Genomic DNA, 17,803 nt, shown 5'->3' with positions numbered 1-17,803 from the left:
CAGCCGTGAGCGAGTCCATCGGCACACGTCGCCTGGTCATCCGCCTGTTGCTGGTGGTGGCGGCGATGTTCGCCTTCGGCTTCGCCCTGGTGCCGATCTACGACGTGATGTGCCAGGCCTTCGGCATCAACGGCAAGACCGCTGGGGCCTACGAGGGGGCGCAGCAGATCGATGAGGGGCGCCAGGTGCGGGTGCAGTTCCTCGCCACCAATGCCGCCGACATGGTCTGGGAGTTTCGTTCCAGGGCCGACGAAGTGCTGGTCAATCCTGGAGCGAGCACCGAGATGCTGTTTGTCGCCCACAACCCCACCGATAAGCCCATGACCGCCCAGGCCATTCCCAGCGTGGCGCCGTCGAAGGCGGCGGCCTACTTTCATAAGACCGAATGCTTTTGCTTCACCCAGCAGGTGCTGCAGCCTGGAGAGCGGATCGAAATGCCGGTGCGCTTTATCGTCGATCGGGACCTGCCCGATGACGTCAAGCACCTGACCCTGGCCTATACGCTGTTCGATATCACTGCGCGTAAACCACCTGTGGCCCAGGTGAGCCAATAAGGAGAACAAAGATGGCGTCTCACGAGCAGTACTATGTCCCGGCCCAGAGCAAGTGGCCGATCATCGCCACCCTGGGCCTGCTGATCACCGTCTACGGGGTCGGCACCTGGTTCAATGACATGAAGGCCGAGCGGGCGGAGTCCAATGGCCCGCTGATCTTCTTCATCGGCGCCCTGTTTCTCGCCTACATGCTGTTCGGCTGGTTCGGCAACGTGATCAAGGAAAGCCGCTCTGGCCTTTACAGCCCGCAGATGGACCGCTCGTTCCGCTGGGGCATGAGCTGGTTCATCTTTTCCGAGGTCATGTTCTTCGCGGCCTTCTTCGGTGCACTCTTCTATGTGCGCAACCTGGCCGGCCCTTGGCTCGGCGGCGAGGGCGCCAAGGGGGTGGCGCAAATGCTGTGGCCGAATTTCGAGTTCACCTGGCCATTGCTCAACAACCCGGACTCCAAGCTGTTTCCGCCGCCCAGCGACATCATCGATCCCTGGCGGCTGCCGTTGCTCAATACCGTGCTGCTGGTGACCTCCAGCTTCACCCTGACCTTCGCCCACCACGCCCTGCGCAAGAACCAGCGCAAGGCGCTCAAGCTCTGGTTGGCGCTGACCATCCTGCTCGGTGCGGCCTTCCTGGGGTTCCAGGCCGAAGAGTATGTGCATGCCTATACCGAACTGGGTTTGACCCTGGGCTCGGGCATCTATGGCGCCACCTTCTTCATGCTCACCGGCTTCCACGGCGCCCACGTCACCCTGGGGGCGTTGATGCTGACGATCATGCTGATCCGCATCCTGCGTGGCCACTTCAGTCCCGAGCATCACTTCGGCTTCGAGGCCGCGGCCTGGTACTGGCACTTCGTCGATGTGGTCTGGATAGGTTTGTTTACCTTCGTCTATGTCCTGTGACGCGGCTCACCAGCTGACGTGGGAAACCAGCTGGCCGGAATAGAAACCCCAGGCGATCAGGCCGACCGTGAGTGCCGTCAGGGTGACGCGGACGGTGAGGGCATTGACCACTCGGGAGGTGCGGCCTTCGTCCTTGACCAGGAAGAACAGGCCGCTGAACAGGCTGACCAGGGTAGCCAGAAGCAGGAGGATGATCGCGGCCTTGAGCATGCGTGACTCCGGGGGAAGGGGATGCGTTGTTGGTGCAGTATAACCAGCTTGACCCGTGCCGTTGCGGGGTGCCCATGAGCGCCTTCCGCCCCGGCCTGCTGCCCAGCCTGCTGGTGCTGGCCCTGCTGCCACTGCTGGTCGGGCTGGGCTTCTGGCAGTTGAGCCGCGCCGAGCAGAAGCGCGAGCTATTGGCCAGCCAGCAGCTGCAGCGGCACGCCGAGCCAATCGGCGTCGCTGCGCTGGCGGCCGATCCCGATCCCGCCTACCGGCGGGTACGACTGCAGGGTCGCTTCGATGCGGCCCATAGCCTGTTGCTGGATAACCGTACCCGAGACGGCCGGGCCGGGGTGGAGCTGCTGCAACCCTTCCATGACCAGTTCAGCGGCCAATGGCTGTTGCTCAATCGCGGTTGGCTGCCCTGGCCGGACCGGCGTAGCGCCCCGCGCTTCACCACGCCCGAGGCAACGGTGAGCCTGACGGGCTGGGTCTATCGGCCGTCGGGCCAAGCCTTTCGTCTGCAGGCGGATCGGCCCGGTAGCAGCTGGCCGCGGCTGGTCACCGAGGTCAAGCCAGAGGCGCTTTGGCGGCAATTGAATCGCCCTGGCCTACGCTATGAAATACGCATGGAGCCAAGCCCCTTTTCCTTCCAGGTCGACTGGCCGGTGGTCGCCATGAGCCCGGACAAGCACCTGGGCTATGCCGTGCAATGGTTCGCCCTGGCCGCCACTTTACTCGGTCTGTTCATCTATCTTGGTTTGCACAATGCGCGGGAGACTCGCCATGAATCCAGCCATCACCCTGCCTGAAGTCTCGCCCAGTCAACGCCGGCGCGGACGCTGGCAGCTGATCCTGATAGTGGCCGTAGTCATCGGCCCGATGGTGCTGGCCAGTGCCATGTACCAGTGGCGCTTCTGGGTGCCCGAGAGCCGCAGCTACCATGGCGAACTGCTCGGCAACGGTCAGACCCGCGCCGACCTGGGCGTCACCGGCGGCGAGGAGGCGCGCTGGCAGTTGCTGGTCACCGCGCCGGGGGCCTGCGATGCGGACTGCCAGCAACTGGTGTTTCTCGCCCGGCAGATTCATATCGGCCTAAACCGCGACGCCTCGCGCGCCAGCCACGCCCTGGCCAGCGCCGAGCCGTTGAGTCAGGCCTATGACACCAGGTTGCAGCGTGAATATCCGCAGCTGTCCCGTTTGCGCTTGCAGCTGCAGTCCTACCAGCGAGTCGCCGGCCAGAGCGCCGGGGCGCAGCTGTGGATAGTCGACCCCCATGGCAATCTGGTGCTGCGCTATGGGGCCGGCAGCAAGGGCAAGGCCATCCTCGATGACCTGCGCCACCTGTTGAAAATCTCTCAGATCGGCTGAGGACTGGCGATGACTAGACCCGGATACCGTCTGGCCCTGTTCGCCACCCTGCTGGCTCTGGTGGTGGTGATGCTCGGCGCCTATACCCGCCTCAGCCATGCCGGCCTGGGCTGTCCCGACTGGCCAGGCTGCTACGGCTTTCTTGGCGTGCCGATGAGCGAGCACAACCAGGCGCTGGCCGAGGCACGCTTTCCGGGGGCCCCGCTGGAGGTGGCCAAGGGCTGGTATGAAATGGTCCACCGCTATTTCGCCGGCAGCCTCGGCCTGTGCATTCTCGCCCTGGCGTTACAGGCCTGGCGCTACCGTGGCGAGCCGGGCCAGCCGCTGAAGCTGCCGCTGGCGCTGTTGGGGCTGGTGATCCTGCAGGCCGCCTTTGGCATGTGGACGGTGACCCTGAAGCTCTGGCCGCAGGTGGTCACCGCCCACCTGCTCGGTGGTTTCGCCACCCTCAGCCTGCTGTTCCTGTTGAGCCTGCGCCTCTCCGGCGCGGCCCCCCGGCTACCGCGCCTGCCTTCCAGGCTGCACACCCTGGCCGCCTGTGCACTGGTTCTGGTGGTCGGCCAGATTGCCCTCGGCGGTTGGGTCAGCAGCAATTACGCGGCGGTGGCCTGCATCGACCTGCCGACCTGTCACGGCCAGTGGTGGCCGGCCATGGACTTCGCCAACGGCTTTCACCTGACCCAGCACATCGGCCCCAACTACCTCGGCGGGCAGCTCGACAGCGACGCGCGCACCGCGATCCACATGACCCATCGACTCGGTGCCCTGGTCGTGTCCCTGGTGCTGCTGACGCTGGCCTGGCAACTGCGCCGTAGCGGCCTGCCAGGGCTGGCCGGCGGCCTGATGCTGGCCCTTGCCGTGCAGCTCTGCCTGGGCATGGGCAACGTGCTGCTGCACCTGCCGCTACTGGTGGCGGTCGCGCACAACGCCGGCGGTGCGGTCCTGCTGCTGACCCTGGTGCTGGTCAACTACCGGCTGCGCGGCGCGGCCAGGCAATCATCCCCGACAACGTCCGAATCAGCCGACGACCCGGTCGCCGGCGCTGGCTTCGCGGCGCTGTCCGGCAAATAACAATCGAGGAGAAACCTCATGGCGACCCTAGCGCGCAAGCAACATGCCCACACCCATGCCAGCTGGCGCGACTACCTCGAGCTGACCAAGCCGAAGGTGGTGGTGTTGATGCTGATCACCTCGCTGGTCGGCATGTTCCTCGCCACCCGCGCCGGCGTGCCCTGGACGGTGCTGCTGTTCGGCAATCTGGGCATCGGCCTGTGCGCCGGTGCGGCGGCGGCGGTCAATCACGTGGTCGACCGACGCATCGACTCGGTGATGGCGCGCACCCACAAACGCCCGCTGGCCGAAGGGCGGGTAACGCCCGTGGCGGCGTTGAGCTTCGCCCTGCTGCTGGCGGTGGCCGGCCTTGCTTTGCTGCTCACCTTCACCAACGAACTGGCCGCCTGGCTGACCCTGGCCTCGCTGCTGGGTTACGCGGTGATCTACACCGGCTTTCTCAAGCGCGCCACGCCGCAGAACATCGTCATCGGCGGCCTGGCCGGCGCCGCACCGCCGCTGCTCGGCTGGGTCGCGGTGACCGGCCAGCTGACCGCCGAGCCGTTGCTGCTGGTGCTGATCATCTTCGCCTGGACGCCGCCGCACTTCTGGGCTCTGGCCATTCACCGCAAGGCCGAATACGCCAAGGCCGACATTCCCATGCTGCCGGTGACCCACGGCGAGCACTACACCAAGGTGCACATCCTGCTCTACACCTGCGTGATGTTCGCCGTCACCCTGCTGCCCTACGCCATCCACATGAGCGGCCTGCTCTACCTGGTCTGTGCCATCGGCCTGGGCGGGCGCTTCCTGCACTGGGCCTGGGTGCTGTACCGTGACAGCCGGCCACACGCGGCGATCAACACCTTCAAGTACAGTATCTGGTACCTGTTCCTGCTGTTCATCGCCCTGCTGGCCGATCACTACCTGATGTTCAACCTGTAATCGTTGGTGCCATGTCCCGAACCCAGATCACCGTTTTCGTTCTCGTTGCCATAGTCGCGCTGGTGCTCGGGCTGACCGTCAACAAGGTACTCAACAGCAAGGGGCAGGGCGATCCGACCGCCCTGCTGGACGCCGGCATCGTGCTGTTGCCGCAGAGCCGCACCCTGCCCGAGCTGAGCCTGGTCAACCAGGACGGCGAAGCGGTTCGGGTCGACCAGCTCAAGGGGCAATGGAGCCTGCTGTTCTTCGGCTATACCTTCTGCCCGGACATCTGCCCGGCCACCCTCGCCGAGTTGCGCCAGCTGCTTAGCCAGCTGCCGGAGCAGGCCCGCGCCAACCTGCGCATCGTGCTGGTCAGTGTCGATCCGCACCGCGATACGCCGCAGCAGCTGAAGCAGTACCTGGGCTATTTCGATCCCGCTTTCATCGGCCTGACCGGCGAGGAGGCCGATATCCAGAAATTCGCCAACGCCGTGAGCATCCCCTATATCCCGGCCGATACCAGCAAGGAGAACTACACGGTCGATCACAGCGGCAACCTGGTGATCCTCGGCCCGGACGGCACCCAGCGCGGCTTTATTCGTGCGCCGCTGAACAACGTGAAGTTGCTTGCCCAGCTTCCCGGGCTGGTCAGCCGGGCCGACTGACGGATAGCGTTACTTGGCGAACAGCTGGTCGATGTCCTTGAACGCCTTGAACTCCAGGGCGTTGCCGCAGGGGTCGAGGAGGAACAGGGTGGCCTGCTCGCCGATCTGGCCGGCGAAGCGCACATGGGGCTCGATGACGAAATGCGTTCCCCGCGCCTGCAGCCGCTCGGCCAGGCGCTGCCAATCCTCCCACGCCAGCACCACGCCGAAATGCGGCACCGGCACCTCGTGACCGTCCACCGGGTTGCAGTGCGCCGCTTCCTGATAGGCCATCTTCGGCGCCTGATGGATCACCAGTTGGTGGCCGAAGAAGTCGAAATCCACCCAGTGCTCGCTGCTGCGGCCCTCGGCGCAGCCGAACAGGTCGCCATAGAACTGCCGGGCGGCGGCCAGATCGTATACGGGGATGGCCAGGTGAAAGGGGGCGAGTGCCATGCTGAATCTCCTCGGAGTGGTCGGAGTGGCCATTCTCAGCAGCAGCGATACTGATTGAAAGCGAATATCCTTGCGAGCAAGCACGAATAATTTCGATCAGTCGAGGCGCTTATGCTGCGCGAGCTGAAAACCCTGGTGCTGGTCGCCCGCCACGGCACCTTCGCCGCCGCCGGCCAGCACGTCGGTCTGACCCAGTCGGCGGTCAGCGCGCAGATGCGCGTGCTGGAGCAGAGCCTCGGCGTGCGCTTGTTCGATCGCAGCGGCCGCGCCGCGGTGCTCAATGCCGCCGGCCGGCATGCCCTGCCCCTGGCCGAGCAAATCCTCGACCTGTATGCGCAGATGGCCCTGCCAACCGCGGCTGCCGAGTGGCAGGGCGAGCTGCGGGTCGGCGCCATCGCCACGGTGCAGACCGGCCTGCTGCCCGAGGCCCTGCCGCGCTTTCGCGCCGCCGCGCCGCGGGTCGAGCTGAAGCTGGTGCCCGGCGTGTCGCTGCACCTGTTGAGCCAGGTGGATGCCGGCGAACTGGACCTGGCCCTGCTGATCAAGCCGCCGTTCGAGCTGCCCAAGGAGCTGCTGCAGGTCAGTCTGGCGCGCGAACCCTTCGTGCTGATCGCGCCACTGCAGGTCGAGGGCGATGAGCCGCTGCGCCTGCTTGCCGAGCAGCCCTTCGTGCGCTACGACCGCACTTCCTTCGGTGGTCGGCGGGTCAGCCAGTTCCTCCGTGAGCAGCGCCTGAGCGTGCGCGAGGCGCTGGAACTGGACGAGCTGGAGGCCATCGTGCGCATGGTCGAGTGCGGCCTCGGCGTGGCGCTGGTGCCGCGCGCCGGCCTGTGGCTGCAGCGGCCGACCCGCCTGCGGGTGGTCGAGCTGGGCGCGCTGACGTTCCACCGCGAGCTGGTCGCGGTCTTGCGCCGGGCCCAGCGCCAGCCGGCGCTGGAGTGCCTGCTCGAGTGCCTGCGCCCCGGGGCCGGCAACTAGGCAAGAAAAAGCCCGCACGCGGCGGGCTCGTTCTGCTGGGCTCGAACCGTCGGCTTAGAACGCCGGCACCACGGCGCCCTGGTACTTCTGCTCGATGAATGCCTTCACCTCGGCGCTGTTCAATGCCTTGGCCAGCTTCTGCATGGCGGCGCTGTCCTTGTTGTCCGGGCGGGCGACCAGGATGTTGACGTAGGGCGAGTCGCTGCCTTCGATGACCAGCGCGTCCTGGGTCGGGTTGAGGCCGGCTTCCAGGGCATAGTTGGTGTTGATCAGGGCCAGGTCGACCTGGTCCAGCACGCGCGGCAGGGTCGCCGCTTCCAGTTCACGCACCTTGATGCCCTTGGGGTTGGCGGCGATGTCCTTGACCGTGGCGGTGATGCCGGCGCCGTCCTTGAGGCTGATCACGCCGGCCTTGGCCAGCAGCAGCAGGGCGCGACCGCCGTTGGTGGCGTCGTTGGGGATCACCACCTGGGCGCCTTCGGGCAGCGCGTCCAGGCTCTTGTGCTTGCTCGAGTAGGCGCCGAAGGGCTCGACGTGCACGCCGGCGACGCTGACCAGCTCGCTGCCGCGGCTGCTGTTGAACTCGTCGAGGTAGGGCTGGTGCTGGAAGAAGTTGGCGTCCAGGCGCTTCTCGGCGACCTGCACGTTGGGCTGCACGTAGTCGGTGAACACCTTGACGCTCAGCTCGACGCCTTCGGCGGCCAGGGCCGGTTTGACGAACTCGAGGATTTCCGCGTGGGGCACGGCGGTGGCGGCGACGGTCAGGCTCTCGGCCTGGGCGGACAGCGCGACCAGGGCCGCGGCGGCAACTAGCAGTTTTTTCATCAAGGGCTCCTTGTGGGATCAGGGGGGGCGGCGGGTGGCCGCCTCATTTTCTGGAGAAGTGCACCACCAGCTTGTCGCCGGCGCTTTGCAGGATCTGGACGAGGACCAGCAGCAGGACCACGGTGACCAGCATCACGTCCGGCTGGTAGCGCTGATAGCCGTAGCGCACCGCCAGATCGCCGAGACCGCCGCCGCCGATCAGGCCGCTCATGGCGGTGTAGGACACCAGGGTGATGGCGGTGACGGTGACGGCCGCGACCAGGCCCGGCAGGGCCTCGGGCAGCAGGGCGTTGATCACGATCTGGCGGGTGCTGGCGCCCATCGCCTGGGTCGCCTCGATGATGCCGCGGTCTACCTCGCGCAGGGCGGTCTCGACCAGCCGCGCGAAGAACGGTGTGGCGCCCACCACCAGCGGCGGAATGGCGCCGGCCACGCCCAGCGAGGTGCCGGTGACAAGCACGGTCAGCGGGATCATCAGGATCAAGAGGATGACGAATGGCACCGAGCGCAGCACGTTGACCAGCAGCGAGAGCACGCCATACAGCGCCTTCTGCTCGAACAGCTGGCGCGGTCCGGTGAGGAACAGCAGCACGCCCAGGGGCAGGCCGAGCAGGATGGTGAACAGCAGCGAGCCGCCGAGCATGCTCAGGGTGTCCAGGCTGGCCTGCCAGATTTCCAGCCAGTCGACGTTGGGAAGCAAGGTATCCATTAGCGCAGCACCTCCAGGTGCACGTCCGCCGCTTCGAAGCGGGCGATGGCGGCGTCCAGGTCGCCGCCGGTCAGGGCCAGGGTCAGCTGGCCGTAGGGGGTGTCCTTGATCCGGTCGATGCGCCCGGCGAGGATGCTGTAGTCCACCCCGGTCTCGCGCGCCACGGTGCCGAGCAGCGGCGCATAGGTGGCCTCGCCCTGGAAGGTCAGGCGCAATATGCGCCCGGCCACATGGGCGAAGTCGTCGCGCCGTTCGTGCTCGTCGACATGCTCGGATTCCTGGACGAAGCGCTGGGTGGTGGCGTGCTGCGGATGCAGGAACACCTCGGCCACCGGCCCCAGCTCGACTATCCGGCCGGCGTCCATCACCGCCACCCGGTCGCAGACCCGACGGATCACGTCCATCTCGTGGGTGATCAGCACGATGGTCAGGCCCAGCTCGCGGTTGATTTCGGCCAGCAGTTGCAGAACGGAGGCGGTGGTCTGCGGGTCGAGGGCGCTGGTGGCCTCGTCGCACAGCAGGATCTTCGGCTCGGTGGCCAGGGCGCGGGCGATGCCGACCCGCTGTTTCTGCCCGCCGGACAGCTGCGCCGGGTACTTCTGCGCATGATCCTGCAGGCCGACCCGGGCCAGCAGGGCGGCGACGCGCTGGTCGATCTCGCGGCGCGGCAGCTGGCCGGCCAGCTTCAGCGGCAGGCCGACGTTGTCGGCGACGGTCTTCGACGACAGCAGGTTGAAGTGCTGGAAGATCATCCCGACCCGCTGGCGGAAACGCCGCAGGCCATCGGCGTCGAGGGCGGTGGCGTCTATGCCGTCGATCTCGATGCGTCCGCCGCTGGGCTCTTCCAGGCGGTTGATCAGGCGCAGCAGGGTGCTCTTGCCGGCGCCGGAGTGGCCGATGATGCCGAACACCTCGCCGCGGGCGATGCGCAGGTCGGTCGGCTGCAGGGCGGGGATGGCGTGTCCGGCAACGCGATACGCCTTGTGGACCTGGTGGAAATTGATCACGGGGTAAACCTTGTGGGTTCGTCGAGCGGCCGGGTAGGCGTGGAGGCTGGCTAGTCTACCCGTCGCTGTTTAGGCCGCAAAAATCTTTGTAGACCTATGGTTATAGCTGAATTGCATTAGTGGTGCCGGCGCCCAGGGGGCTTATCGCCATGGCCAACGCAAACGGCCGGGCTAGCCCGGCCGTCTTGGACCCGGGCCGCGTCACGGCTTGGCTTGCGGGCTGAGCACCAGCTGGGGGTCCTGCTGCGGCTTGATCACCCGCTCCAGCTGCGGGCTGAAGCCGGGGTCGAGGCGCTTGATCCGTGCGTTGAGCAGCGCCGCGACCCACAGATAGTCGCGGGCCTCGCGCACTTCGATGCTGACCGTGCAGCGGAACGTCACTATGTCCTGGGCGACCCGGTCGAGCAGGCTGCGCAGGCGCTCGTTGTCCTGGTTGTCCAGCATCGGCAGCGGCACCCGGCTCTTGGCGGCCGTCGGGTCGATCACCTGGGCCCGGGCGCTGGTCAGCGGCTTGAGCGCTTCCGGCGCTTTCGAAGTCTGAGTGGCCTGGATGGCGGCCGCCTGGTGTTCGGCGGCCTGGCGCAGCTGACGGGCCTGTTCCAGGCGTGCCGCCTCGGCCTGCTCGGCGGCCTGGCGGGCGCGCTCGGCGTTGTCCCGTTCGACCTGACGCGCCTGGGTGATGGCGCCCTCCAGGCCGGTGGTCAGCGCGGGTGCCTGGGGCATCAGGCTGCGCGCCTGGCCCAGGGCCGTGGCCGCGCGGTCGAGGTCGCCGGCGCGTAGGGCCCGCTGGCCCTGCTGCAGATAGGCCTCGGCCAGCTGGCGCTGGTACTGCTCCAGGCGGGTGTCGCCGCTGGTACGCCGTTGCAGGTCGGCGAGCTGCCTTTCGGCCTGCTCCAGCTGGCCGGCGCTCAGGCTCTGATCGAGCTGGCGAAAGGCGCTGACCAGCTCGTCGGTGGGCGGGTTGGCGACCTGCGGCGCGCTCTGGCAGGCGGCCAACAGCAGCGACAGGGCAACGATGGACAGACAACCAGAGGCGAACGACTTCATTGCTGCGAGTCTCGAATTGCGCAAAAAACGCGCAAGTCTACACCGCCGGGCACGGCGGTACCAAACTCGCCGACGACGCTCAGGCCGTGCGCCGTGGCAACGCGAAGCTGAGCAGGAACAGGCTGGCGGCGGACACCACGATCGAGGGCCCGGCCGGGGTGTCCTGAAACCAGGACAGGCTGAGCCCGCCGCAGACCGCCAGGATGCCCAGCAGGCTGGCGCCCAGGGCCATCTGCTCCGGGGTGCGCGCGTGGCGCTGCGCCGCGGCAGCCGGGATGATCAGCAAGGATGTGATCAGCAGTACGCCGACGATCTTCATCGCCACGGCGATCACCACCGCGATCAGCAGCATCAGGCTCAAGCGGATCGCGGCTACCGGCAGGCCCTCGACCCGTGCCAGTTCCTCGTGCACGGTGATCGCCAGCAACGGCCGCCAGAGTATGGCCAGCACCACCAGCACCAGGGCGCTGCCGGCGACGATCCAGGCCAGGTCGCCCGGGCCGACGGCGAGCAGGTCGCCGAACAGGTAGCTCATCAGGTCGATGCGCACGTCCTTCATGAAGCTCAACACCACCAGGCCCAGGGACAGGGTGCTGTGGGCGAGGATGCCCAGCAGGGTGTCGGAGGCCAGCGGCTGGCGGGTCTGCAGGGTCACCAGCAGGGCGGCGAGCAATACGCAGCCGACGGTCACCGCCAGGGTCGGGCTGACGTCCAGCATCAGGCCGAGGGCGACGCCGAGCAGTGCGGCGTGGGACAGGGTATCGCCGAAGTAGGCCATGCGCCGCCATACGACGAAGGAGCCGAGGGGGCCGGCGACCAGGGCCAGGGCCAGGCCGGCGAGCAGGGCGTTGAGCAGGAAATCAGCCATGGTTGCAGCCATCTCCGTGGACATGCGGCTTGAGCGGGCCCTTGATGGTCAGGCCGGCAGAGGCTTCGCTGACCACCGCGCCGTGCAAGTCGTGGGCGTGGTCGTGATGGTGGTGGTAGACCGCCAGGCTGCGGGCGTCCTGGCCGAACAGCTCGACGAAGGCCGGGTCGCCACTGACCTGCTCGGGGTGGCCGGAGCAGCACACGTGACGGTTCAGGCAGACCACCTGGTCGGTGGTACTCATCACCAGGTGCAGGTCGTGGGAGACCATCAGCACGCCGCAGCCGTGGCGGTCGCGCAGGCGGGTGATCAGGCGGTAAAGCTCGGCCTGGCCGGCCACGTCGACGCCCTGCACCGGCTCGTCCAGCACCAGCAGTTCGGGCTCGCGCAGCAGCGCCCGGGCCAGCAGCACGCGCTGCAGTTCACCGCCGGAAATGCCCTGCAGCGGGCTGTCGATTACCTGGCTGGCGCCGACCTCGGCCAGCGCCGCCTGGGCGCTGGCGCGATCGACGCCCGGCACCAGGCGCAAGAAACGCAGCACGCTGAGCGGCAGGGTGGCATCCACATGGAGCTTCTGCGGCATATAGCCGATGCGCAGCCGCGGCTTGCGCCAGACGCTGCCGCTGGTCGGCTTGAGCAGGCCGAGCACGGCGCGCACCAGGGTGGTCTTGCCGGCGCCATTGGGGCCGATCAGGGTGACGATCTCGCCGGGCTTTACGCTCAGACGCACGTCCTGCAGTACGTTCTGCCCGCGAAAGCTGACAGCGATGCCGTCGAGGCGGATCAGGGCATCGCTCATTTCGCCTCCTGGCAGCCGGCGCACAGGCCGACCACTTCGACGGTCTGGCTGTCGACGCTGAAGCCGACCGCCGCGGCCGCCGCGACTATCGCCTGGCTGATGGCCGCCTGTTCCAGCTCGATGGCCGCGTGGCACTGGCGACAGATCAGGAACTGGCCCTGGTGCGCGTGCTCCGGCCGGTTGCAGCCGACGAAGGCGTTGAGCGAGGCGATGCGGTGCACCAGGCCGTTCTCGAGGAGAAAATCCAGGGCGCGGTAGACGGTCGGCGGGGCGGCACGGCGGCCGTCCTCCTCGCTCAGTACGGCGAGGATGTCGTAGGCCCCCAGCGGCTTGTGGCTCTGCCAGACCAGCTCCAGCACCCGTTTGCGCAGGGCGGTCAGGCGTACGCCCTGGCGCGCGCAGATGCTTTCGGCCTCGGCCAGGGCCTGGCTGACGCAGCGGGAGTGGTCGTGGGGACGTGAGGCCAGCGGTGTGAGGATCATGGGCGGCGACGGCTGCGGATAGAGACGTTATTATATTACCTGTTCTCTCCTGCCTGGGTGTTGCCGTGTCCCGTCTTTTTTCGCTAGTTGGCCTGCTCTGTGTCGCTTTTTTCAGCAGTTTTCCCGCCCAGGCCGAGGTGCGGCTGCTGACCAGCATCAAGCCGCTGCAGCTGATCGCCGCGGCGGTGCAGGACGGCCTGGGCGCGCCCGAGGTGCTGCTGCCACCAGGCGCCTCGCCGCACCACTACGCCTTGCGGCCTTCCGACGTGCGCCGGGTGCGCGAGGTCGAGTTGCTGTACTGGGTCGGCGCTGACCTGGAGAGCTTCCTGCCGCGGGTACTGGCGGGGCGTGACAAGCCGAGCGTGGCGGTGCAGGACCTGCCCGGCATGCAGCTGCGCCACTTCGGCGAGGAGCATGACGAGCACGGCGATCACGATGAGCACGAGGAGCATGCTCAGGATGCGATCGAGGAACACGATCACGCTCATCGTCCCGGCAGCCTGGACGCCCACCTCTGGTTGCTGCCGGCCAACGCCCAGGTGATCGCGGCGAAGATGGCCGCCGACCTGGCCGCCGCCGACCCGGCCAATGCGCCGCGCTACCAGGCCAACCTGGCCGCGTTCGGCGAGCGCCTGGCCGCCCTCGACCAGCGCCTGCGGGCGCGCCTGGCCGGGGTGGCCGGCAAGCCGTATTTCGTCTTCCACGAGGCCTACGATTATTTCGAGGCCGCCTATGGCCTGGAGCATGCCGGTGTGTTCAGCCTGGCCGGCGAGGTCCAGCCCGGCGCCCGTCACGTGGCGGCGGTGCGTGAGCGCCTGCGCCAGGCCGGACCGAGCTGCGTGTTCAGCGAGCCGCCGCTGCGTCCACGTCTGGCCGACACCCTGAGCGCCGGCCTGCCGGTGACCCTGGCCGAACTGGATGCTATGGGCGCCGATCTGACGGTGGATGGCGGCGGCTACGAGCGCCTGCTGGAGCGTCTGGCCGATGACCTGGCCGGCTGCCTGGAGAGGCTGTAGCAGCCGCCCCGTCGCCAACGGACAAGCGTCGGGGCGCCACGCTACCTCCAGAGACGCTAAGGTGAAAGACAGGCAAGGGTCTTCTCGCCCCGGCGACGGGAGGTCGGCAGATGGCAAAGGCACGCGAATCGGCTCCGGTATCGGCCGCGGGGTCGGGCATCGCCCTGCAGGCGGCCGCGTTGGACGTGTGGGCGCACAAGTACCGCCTGCGCGACCGCGACGGCAAGCCGCTGGAGGCCAGCCTCGATCACAGCTGGCAGCGTATCGCCCGCGCCCTGGCCGAGGTCGAGGCGCCTCCTCTGCGCGAGCACTGGTACCAGCAGTTCCTCTGGGCGCTGCGCAACGGCGCCATCCCGGCCGGACGCATCGTCGCCAATGCCGGCGCGCAGGCCTGCCGGCCGGCGACTTCGACCATCAACTGCACGGTCTCCGGCACCATCGCCGACTCCATGGAGGACATCCTCGGCAAGCTGGTCGAGGCCGGGTTGACGCTCAAGGCCGGTTGCGGCATCGGCTACGAGTTCTCCACCCTGCGCCCGCGCGGCGCCTCCGTGTCCGGTGCCGGGGCGCAGACCAGCGGGCCGCTGTCGTTCATGGATATCTTCGACAAGATGTGCTTCACCGTCAGCTCCGCCGGCGGCCGCCGTGGGGCGCAGATGGCCACCTTCGACGTCGCCCACCCGGATGTGCGCGAATTCATCGCGGCCAAGCGCGAGGACGGACGCCTGCGCCAGTTCAACCTGAGCCTGCTGGTCGGCGATGACTTCATGCAGGCGGTCGAGGCCGATGACGACTGGCCGCTGCTGTTCCCGGTGCATCCCAAGGAGCGCGCCGCCCTCGACCTGAACGACCCGGAGCAGGTGCGCTGGCGCGACTGGCCGCGGCATGCCGAGGGCTACGTCGTCGGCGCCGACGGCCGGGTCGCCTGCAAGGTCTACGGCAGCCTGCGCGCCCGCGAGCTGTGGGACCAGCTGATGCGCTCGACCTATGACTATGCCGAGCCGGGGTTCATCCTGATCGACCGGGTCAACCAGCAGAACAACAACTGGTGGTGCGAGGACATCCGCGCCACCAACCCCTGCGGCGAGCAGCCGCTGCCGCCCTATGGCGCCTGCCTGCTCGGCTCGCTCAACCTGACCGCCTTCGTCGAGGAGCCGTTCGGCGCCAACGCCCGCTTCGACTGGGACAGGTTCCGCCAGGTGGTGCGCGTCTTCACCCGTCTGCTCGACAACGTGGTGGAGATCAACGGCCTGCCGCTGGCGCCGCAGCGTGAGGAGATCTTCGCCAAGCGCCGCCACGGCATGGGTTTTCTCGGCTTGGGCTCGGCCCTGGCGCTGCTCAAGCTGCGCTACGGCAGCCCGGCGGCCTGCGTGTTCACCGAGCAGGTCGCGCGCGAGATGGCCCTGACCGGCTGGCAGGTGGGCCTGGAGCTGGCCGAGGAGAAAGGCCCGGCGCCGCTGCTGACGCAGGAGTTCGAGGTGACGGCGAAGATGTTGCGCCAGCGCCCGGAACTGGCGGCCGACGGACACAAGGTCGGCGATCGTCTGCCCGGCCGGCTGTTGCACGCCAGGTATTCACGCTACATGCAGCACCTGGCCGAGCACGCGCCCGAGTTGGTGCAGGCGCTGGCCGAAAAGGGCGCGCGCTTCACCCATCACAGCTCCATCGCCCCCACCGGCACCATCAGCCTGAGCCTGGCCAACAACGCCTCCAACGGCATAGAGCCGAGCTTCGCCCAGCAGTATTCGCGCAACCTGATCCGCCCCGGACGCAAGAGCAAGGACCGGGTCGAGGTGTTCAGCTATGAGCTGCTGGCCTACCGCGCGCTGGTCAATCCACGGGCCCGGCCCGGTTCGGACGAGGCGGGCGAGCGCCTGCCGGATTACTTCGTCAGCAGCGAGGACATCAGCCCCAGCGAGCACGTGGACATGCAGGCGGCAGCGCAGAAGTGGGTCGACTCCTCGATCTCCAAGACCGCCAACGTGCCGGCCGATTACCCGTTCGAGGCGTTCAAGGACATCTACCGCTACGCCTGGCGCAAGGGGCTCAAGGGCTGCACCACCTTTCGCTTCAATCCGCAGGTGTTCCAGGGCGTGCTGGTCAAGGACGCGGACCTGAGCCGCACCCGCTATCGCTTCGAGCTGGAGGACGGCAGCCTGGTGGAGCTGCGCGGCGACGAGGAGGTGGAGTACGACGGCCAGGTGCATACCGCCGCCAACCTGTTCGAGGCGCTGAAGGAAGGCTATTACGGCAAGTTCTGAGGCGCGCCGGACCGCTCGGGTAGCGGCCGTCGGCGTGCCGGGGAGAGGCTTATGGTGGTGAAGATCGGGCAGCGCATCAAGGGCTTCGAGGTGGTCGACGAGGTCGCGGCGATGCAGCGCGCGGCCGATGCCGAAGCGCCGGCGCCGGTGCAGATGGACGAGACCCTGCAGCGCCCGGAGACCCTGTTCGGGGTGACCTACAAGATCAACTCGCCGTTGTCCGAGCATGCCCTGTACGTGACCATCAATGACATCCTGCTCAATGCCGGCACGCCCCACGAGCAGCGCCGACCCTTCGAGATCTTCATCAATTCCAAGGGCATGGAGCACTTCCAGTGGATAGTGGCGCTGACCCGAATCATGTCGGCGGTGTTCCGCAAGGGCGGCGACTGCACCTTCCTGGTCGAGGAGCTCAAGGCGGTGTTCGACCCGCGCGGCGGCTACCTCAAGCGCGGTGGCCAGTACATGCCGTCGCTGGTGGCGGAGATCGGCGCGGTGCTGGAGCGCCACCTGAGCGCCATCGGCCTGCTCGCGGGGCATGAGCTGGACGCCCAGCAGCGCCGCCAGCTGGCCGAGAAGTGGGCGGTCTACCAGGCCAGCCAGGATGCGGCGGCGGTCGAGCCGGGGGAAGGCTTTCCCCCCGGCGCGCGGCTGTGCGACAAGTGCCAGACCCAGGCGGTGGTGCACCTGGAAGGCTGTGCCACCTGCCTCAATTGCGGCTATTCCCGTTGCGGCTGAGGCTTACAGGGCGAAGGGCAACGGCAGATCGACCTGCTGGCGCTGTTCCAGGCGGCGCTGGAACTCGGCCGGGTCGTGGATCAGTACTTCCTGGCCGGCGAAGGAGTCGGCGGCGATCAGCCGCGACAGCCAGAAACGTACGCAGGCGATGCGCAGCATGGCCGGCCAGAGTTCGGCCTCGGCCGCCGTGAACGGCCGTAGCGCGGCATAGGCGGCCAGCAATGCCTGGGCGCGGTGCGCGTCGAGGCTGCCGTCGGGCTCCGAGCACCAGTCGTTGAGGGCGATCGCCAGGTCGTAGAGCATCGGCCCCGAGCAGGCGTTGTAGAAGTCGATGACCCCGGCCAGGTGGTTGCCGTCGAACAGCACGTTGTCGCGGAACAGGTCGGCGTGCAGGTTGGCCCGCGGCAGGGCCAGCACCCTGGGCTTGAGCCGGTCGATCTCGGCCAGCGCACCGCGCAGCAGCTCCAGCTGCGCCTCCTCCAGTTGCAGCGCCAGGCTCGGGCCTTCCTTGAGCATCCAGTCCAGGCCGCGGTCGCTCTTGCGTTCGAGGGTCCGCTCGCGGGTGGCCAGGTGCAGGTTCGCCAGCAGGCTGCCGACTTCCGTGCAGTGGTGCGGGTTGGGCCAGGCCACGTGCTTACCGGGCAGGCGCGGCTGCAACAGCGCCGGCTTCTGCGCCAGGCTGCGCAGCGCCTCGCCGCTTTCGGTGCGCAGGGCATAGGGCACCGGCAGACCGGCGTCGTGGAGCACGTCGAGCAGTTCGATGAAGAACGGCAGGTCGTCGCTGGGGCCGCGCTCGATCAGGGTCAGGACGTACTCGCCCTGCTCCAGGCTGATGAAGAAATTGCTGTTCTCGCTACCCGCGGCAATGCCCTGGAAGTCACGCAGGCGACCCAGGCCGTAGGGGGCCAGGAACTCTTCCAGTTCATGGCGTTCGAGAGGAGTGAATACCGACATGTCAGGACCGCCAA

21 protein-coding genes are annotated in these 17,803 nt (G+C 67.7%); 11 read left to right on the top strand and 10 right to left on the bottom strand.

Translation table 11 applies throughout. The features are described 5' to 3' along the window. Window positions 1-5 precede the first annotated feature (5 nt). The gene (locus AB5S05_RS00540; protein WP_369285447.1) at window positions 6-554 is read left to right on the top strand and encodes a cytochrome c oxidase assembly protein; all 549 of its coding nucleotides are present in this window, start codon (window positions 6-8) and stop codon (window positions 552-554) included. An 11-nt stretch (window positions 555-565) separates the two neighbouring features. Further along, a complete protein-coding gene (locus AB5S05_RS00535) occupies window positions 566-1,453 on the top strand; it encodes a cytochrome c oxidase subunit 3 (protein ID WP_369285446.1) in 888 nt (295 codons plus the stop codon). A gap of 6 nt (window positions 1,454-1,459) precedes the next feature. On the opposite strand, the gene AB5S05_RS00530 is transcribed toward AB5S05_RS00535, so the two are convergent. After that, window positions 1,460-1,663: a twin transmembrane helix small protein gene (locus tag AB5S05_RS00530; protein WP_369285445.1), complete on the bottom strand. Its 204-nt coding sequence runs from the start codon at window positions 1,661-1,663 to the stop codon at window positions 1,460-1,462. A 74-nt stretch (window positions 1,664-1,737) separates the two neighbouring features. On the opposite strand from AB5S05_RS00530, the gene AB5S05_RS00525 reads away from it, so the two are divergent. From AB5S05_RS00525 to AB5S05_RS00505, 5 genes are read left to right on the top strand one after another with little or no spacing between them, the layout of a single operon-like run. After that, the gene (locus AB5S05_RS00525) at window positions 1,738-2,469 is read left to right on the top strand and encodes an SURF1 family protein (RefSeq protein ID WP_369285444.1); all 732 of its coding nucleotides are present in this window, start codon (window positions 1,738-1,740) and stop codon (window positions 2,467-2,469) included. After that, on the top strand, window positions 2,444-3,028 hold the full coding sequence (locus AB5S05_RS00520) for a PA_0111/PP_0108 family redox-active disulfide protein (RefSeq protein WP_369285443.1): 585 nt from the start codon (window positions 2,444-2,446) through the stop codon (window positions 3,026-3,028). The genes AB5S05_RS00525 and AB5S05_RS00520 overlap by 26 nt, the downstream gene beginning before the upstream one ends. Window positions 3,029-3,037: 9 nt before the next feature. Beyond that, window positions 3,038-4,099 carry a COX15/CtaA family protein gene (locus tag AB5S05_RS00515; RefSeq protein ID WP_369285442.1) on the top strand — a complete coding sequence of 354 codons (1,062 nt, stop codon included), beginning with the start codon at window positions 3,038-3,040 and terminating at the stop codon, window positions 4,097-4,099. A gap of 18 nt (window positions 4,100-4,117) precedes the next feature. Beyond that, window positions 4,118-5,023 carry a heme o synthase gene (gene cyoE / locus AB5S05_RS00510; RefSeq protein ID WP_369285441.1) on the top strand — a complete coding sequence of 302 codons (906 nt, stop codon included), beginning with the start codon at window positions 4,118-4,120 and terminating at the stop codon, window positions 5,021-5,023. Between the two features lie 11 nt (window positions 5,024-5,034). Beyond that, entirely contained in the window at window positions 5,035-5,670 is a 636-nt protein-coding gene (locus AB5S05_RS00505; RefSeq protein ID WP_369285440.1) for an SCO family protein, read from the top strand. A 9-nt stretch (window positions 5,671-5,679) separates the two neighbouring features. Here the strand turns inward: AB5S05_RS00505 and AB5S05_RS00500 are convergent, their stop codons facing one another. Then, entirely contained in the window at window positions 5,680-6,105 is a 426-nt protein-coding gene (locus tag AB5S05_RS00500; protein ID WP_369285439.1) for a VOC family protein, read from the bottom strand. Window positions 6,106-6,216: 111 nt separating this feature from the next. Here AB5S05_RS00500 and AB5S05_RS00495 point away from each other — a divergent pair, with 111 nt between their 5' ends. Then, window positions 6,217-7,083 carry a LysR family transcriptional regulator gene (locus tag AB5S05_RS00495; protein WP_369285438.1) on the top strand — a complete coding sequence of 289 codons (867 nt, stop codon included), beginning with the start codon at window positions 6,217-6,219 and terminating at the stop codon, window positions 7,081-7,083. 54 nt (window positions 7,084-7,137) lie between these two features. On the opposite strand, the gene AB5S05_RS00490 is transcribed toward AB5S05_RS00495, so the two are convergent. From AB5S05_RS00490 to zur, 7 genes are all read right to left on the bottom strand, one after another. Beyond that, window positions 7,138-7,908, bottom strand: coding sequence for a MetQ/NlpA family ABC transporter substrate-binding protein (locus AB5S05_RS00490; protein WP_369285437.1), 771 nt, complete (start codon window positions 7,906-7,908; stop codon window positions 7,138-7,140). Between the two features lie 43 nt (window positions 7,909-7,951). Continuing rightward, window positions 7,952-8,617, bottom strand: a complete 666-nt coding sequence (locus tag AB5S05_RS00485) for a methionine ABC transporter permease (protein WP_369285436.1) — start codon at window positions 8,615-8,617, stop codon at window positions 7,952-7,954. Continuing rightward, complete coding sequence (locus tag AB5S05_RS00480; protein WP_369285435.1) at window positions 8,617-9,624, bottom strand: methionine ABC transporter ATP-binding protein; 1,008 nt, start codon at window positions 9,622-9,624, stop codon at window positions 8,617-8,619. The genes AB5S05_RS00485 and AB5S05_RS00480 overlap by 1 nt, the downstream gene beginning before the upstream one ends. 201 nt (window positions 9,625-9,825) lie before the next feature. Beyond that, a complete protein-coding gene (locus AB5S05_RS00475; RefSeq protein WP_369285434.1) occupies window positions 9,826-10,671 on the bottom strand; it encodes a PA5502 family lipoprotein in 846 nt (281 codons plus the stop codon). 79 nt (window positions 10,672-10,750) lie between these two features. Further along, window positions 10,751-11,539 carry a zinc ABC transporter permease subunit ZnuB gene (gene znuB, locus AB5S05_RS00470; RefSeq protein ID WP_369285433.1) on the bottom strand — a complete coding sequence of 263 codons (789 nt, stop codon included), beginning with the start codon at window positions 11,537-11,539 and terminating at the stop codon, window positions 10,751-10,753. Further along, the gene (znuC, locus tag AB5S05_RS00465) at window positions 11,532-12,338 is read right to left on the bottom strand and encodes a zinc ABC transporter ATP-binding protein ZnuC (RefSeq protein WP_369285432.1); all 807 of its coding nucleotides are present in this window, start codon (window positions 12,336-12,338) and stop codon (window positions 11,532-11,534) included. Before znuC ends, znuB begins: the two co-directional genes overlap by 8 nt. Then, on the bottom strand, window positions 12,335-12,820 hold the full coding sequence (zur, locus tag AB5S05_RS00460; protein ID WP_369285431.1) for a zinc uptake transcriptional repressor Zur: 486 nt from the start codon (window positions 12,818-12,820) through the stop codon (window positions 12,335-12,337). The genes znuC and zur overlap by 4 nt, the downstream gene beginning before the upstream one ends. 65 nt (window positions 12,821-12,885) lie before the next feature. Between zur and znuA the strand changes: the two genes are divergently transcribed. The 3 genes from znuA (at window position 12,886) to AB5S05_RS00445 (ending at window position 16,835) form a co-directional block, all read left to right on the top strand. Further along, window positions 12,886-13,836 (top strand): zinc ABC transporter substrate-binding protein ZnuA, encoded by a 951-nt coding sequence (znuA, locus tag AB5S05_RS00455; RefSeq protein ID WP_369285430.1) that lies wholly within the window; start codon window positions 12,886-12,888, stop codon window positions 13,834-13,836. Between the two features lie 110 nt (window positions 13,837-13,946). Next, the gene (locus AB5S05_RS00450) at window positions 13,947-16,097 is read left to right on the top strand and encodes an adenosylcobalamin-dependent ribonucleoside-diphosphate reductase (RefSeq protein ID WP_369285429.1); all 2,151 of its coding nucleotides are present in this window, start codon (window positions 13,947-13,949) and stop codon (window positions 16,095-16,097) included. A 51-nt stretch (window positions 16,098-16,148) separates the two neighbouring features. Then, window positions 16,149-16,835, top strand: coding sequence for a TSCPD domain-containing protein (locus AB5S05_RS00445; protein ID WP_369285428.1), 687 nt, complete (start codon window positions 16,149-16,151; stop codon window positions 16,833-16,835). Between the two features lie 3 nt (window positions 16,836-16,838). Here the strand turns inward: AB5S05_RS00445 and AB5S05_RS00440 are convergent, their stop codons facing one another. Next, entirely contained in the window at window positions 16,839-17,789 is a 951-nt protein-coding gene (locus tag AB5S05_RS00440; protein ID WP_369285427.1) for a homoserine kinase, read from the bottom strand. Window positions 17,790-17,803 lie beyond the last annotated feature (14 nt).

Source organism: Pseudomonas zhanjiangensis (genome assembly GCF_041027545.1).
Classification (GTDB): domain Bacteria; phylum Pseudomonadota; class Gammaproteobacteria; order Pseudomonadales; family Pseudomonadaceae; genus Aquipseudomonas; species Aquipseudomonas zhanjiangensis.
Note: the sequence above shows the minus strand (reverse complement) of the source record. Positions and strands in the feature narration are given on the sequence as shown.

Bases quoted from the DNA above. Each gene is read 5' to 3' on its own strand.
- AB5S05_RS00535 (WP_369285446.1), top strand. From the start codon at position 566: ATGGCGTCTCACGAGCAGTACTATGTCCCGGCCCAGAGCAAGTGGCCG.
- AB5S05_RS00530 (WP_369285445.1), bottom strand. From the start codon at position 1,663: ATGCTCAAGGCCGCGATCATCCTCCTGCTTCTGGCTACCCTGGTCAGC.
- AB5S05_RS00525 (WP_369285444.1), top strand. From the start codon at position 1,738: ATGAGCGCCTTCCGCCCCGGCCTGCTGCCCAGCCTGCTGGTGCTGGCC.
- AB5S05_RS00520 (WP_369285443.1), top strand. From the start codon at position 2,444: ATGAATCCAGCCATCACCCTGCCTGAAGTCTCGCCCAGTCAACGCCGG.
- AB5S05_RS00515 (WP_369285442.1), top strand. From the start codon at position 3,038: ATGACTAGACCCGGATACCGTCTGGCCCTGTTCGCCACCCTGCTGGCT.
- cyoE (WP_369285441.1), top strand. From the start codon at position 4,118: ATGGCGACCCTAGCGCGCAAGCAACATGCCCACACCCATGCCAGCTGG.
- AB5S05_RS00505 (WP_369285440.1), top strand. From the start codon at position 5,035: ATGTCCCGAACCCAGATCACCGTTTTCGTTCTCGTTGCCATAGTCGCG.
- AB5S05_RS00500 (WP_369285439.1), bottom strand. From the start codon at position 6,105: ATGGCACTCGCCCCCTTTCACCTGGCCATCCCCGTATACGATCTGGCC.
- AB5S05_RS00495 (WP_369285438.1), top strand. From the start codon at position 6,217: ATGCTGCGCGAGCTGAAAACCCTGGTGCTGGTCGCCCGCCACGGCACC.
- AB5S05_RS00490 (WP_369285437.1), bottom strand. From the start codon at position 7,908: ATGAAAAAACTGCTAGTTGCCGCCGCGGCCCTGGTCGCGCTGTCCGCC.
- AB5S05_RS00485 (WP_369285436.1), bottom strand. From the start codon at position 8,617: ATGGATACCTTGCTTCCCAACGTCGACTGGCTGGAAATCTGGCAGGCC.
- AB5S05_RS00475 (WP_369285434.1), bottom strand. From the start codon at position 10,671: ATGAAGTCGTTCGCCTCTGGTTGTCTGTCCATCGTTGCCCTGTCGCTG.
- znuB (WP_369285433.1), bottom strand. From the start codon at position 11,539: ATGGCTGATTTCCTGCTCAACGCCCTGCTCGCCGGCCTGGCCCTGGCC.
- znuC (WP_369285432.1), bottom strand. From the start codon at position 12,338: ATGAGCGATGCCCTGATCCGCCTCGACGGCATCGCTGTCAGCTTTCGC.
- zur (WP_369285431.1), bottom strand. From the start codon at position 12,820: ATGATCCTCACACCGCTGGCCTCACGTCCCCACGACCACTCCCGCTGC.
- AB5S05_RS00450 (WP_369285429.1), top strand. From the start codon at position 13,947: ATGGCAAAGGCACGCGAATCGGCTCCGGTATCGGCCGCGGGGTCGGGC.
- AB5S05_RS00445 (WP_369285428.1), top strand. From the start codon at position 16,149: ATGGTGGTGAAGATCGGGCAGCGCATCAAGGGCTTCGAGGTGGTCGAC.
- AB5S05_RS00440 (WP_369285427.1), bottom strand. From the start codon at position 17,789: ATGTCGGTATTCACTCCTCTCGAACGCCATGAACTGGAAGAGTTCCTG.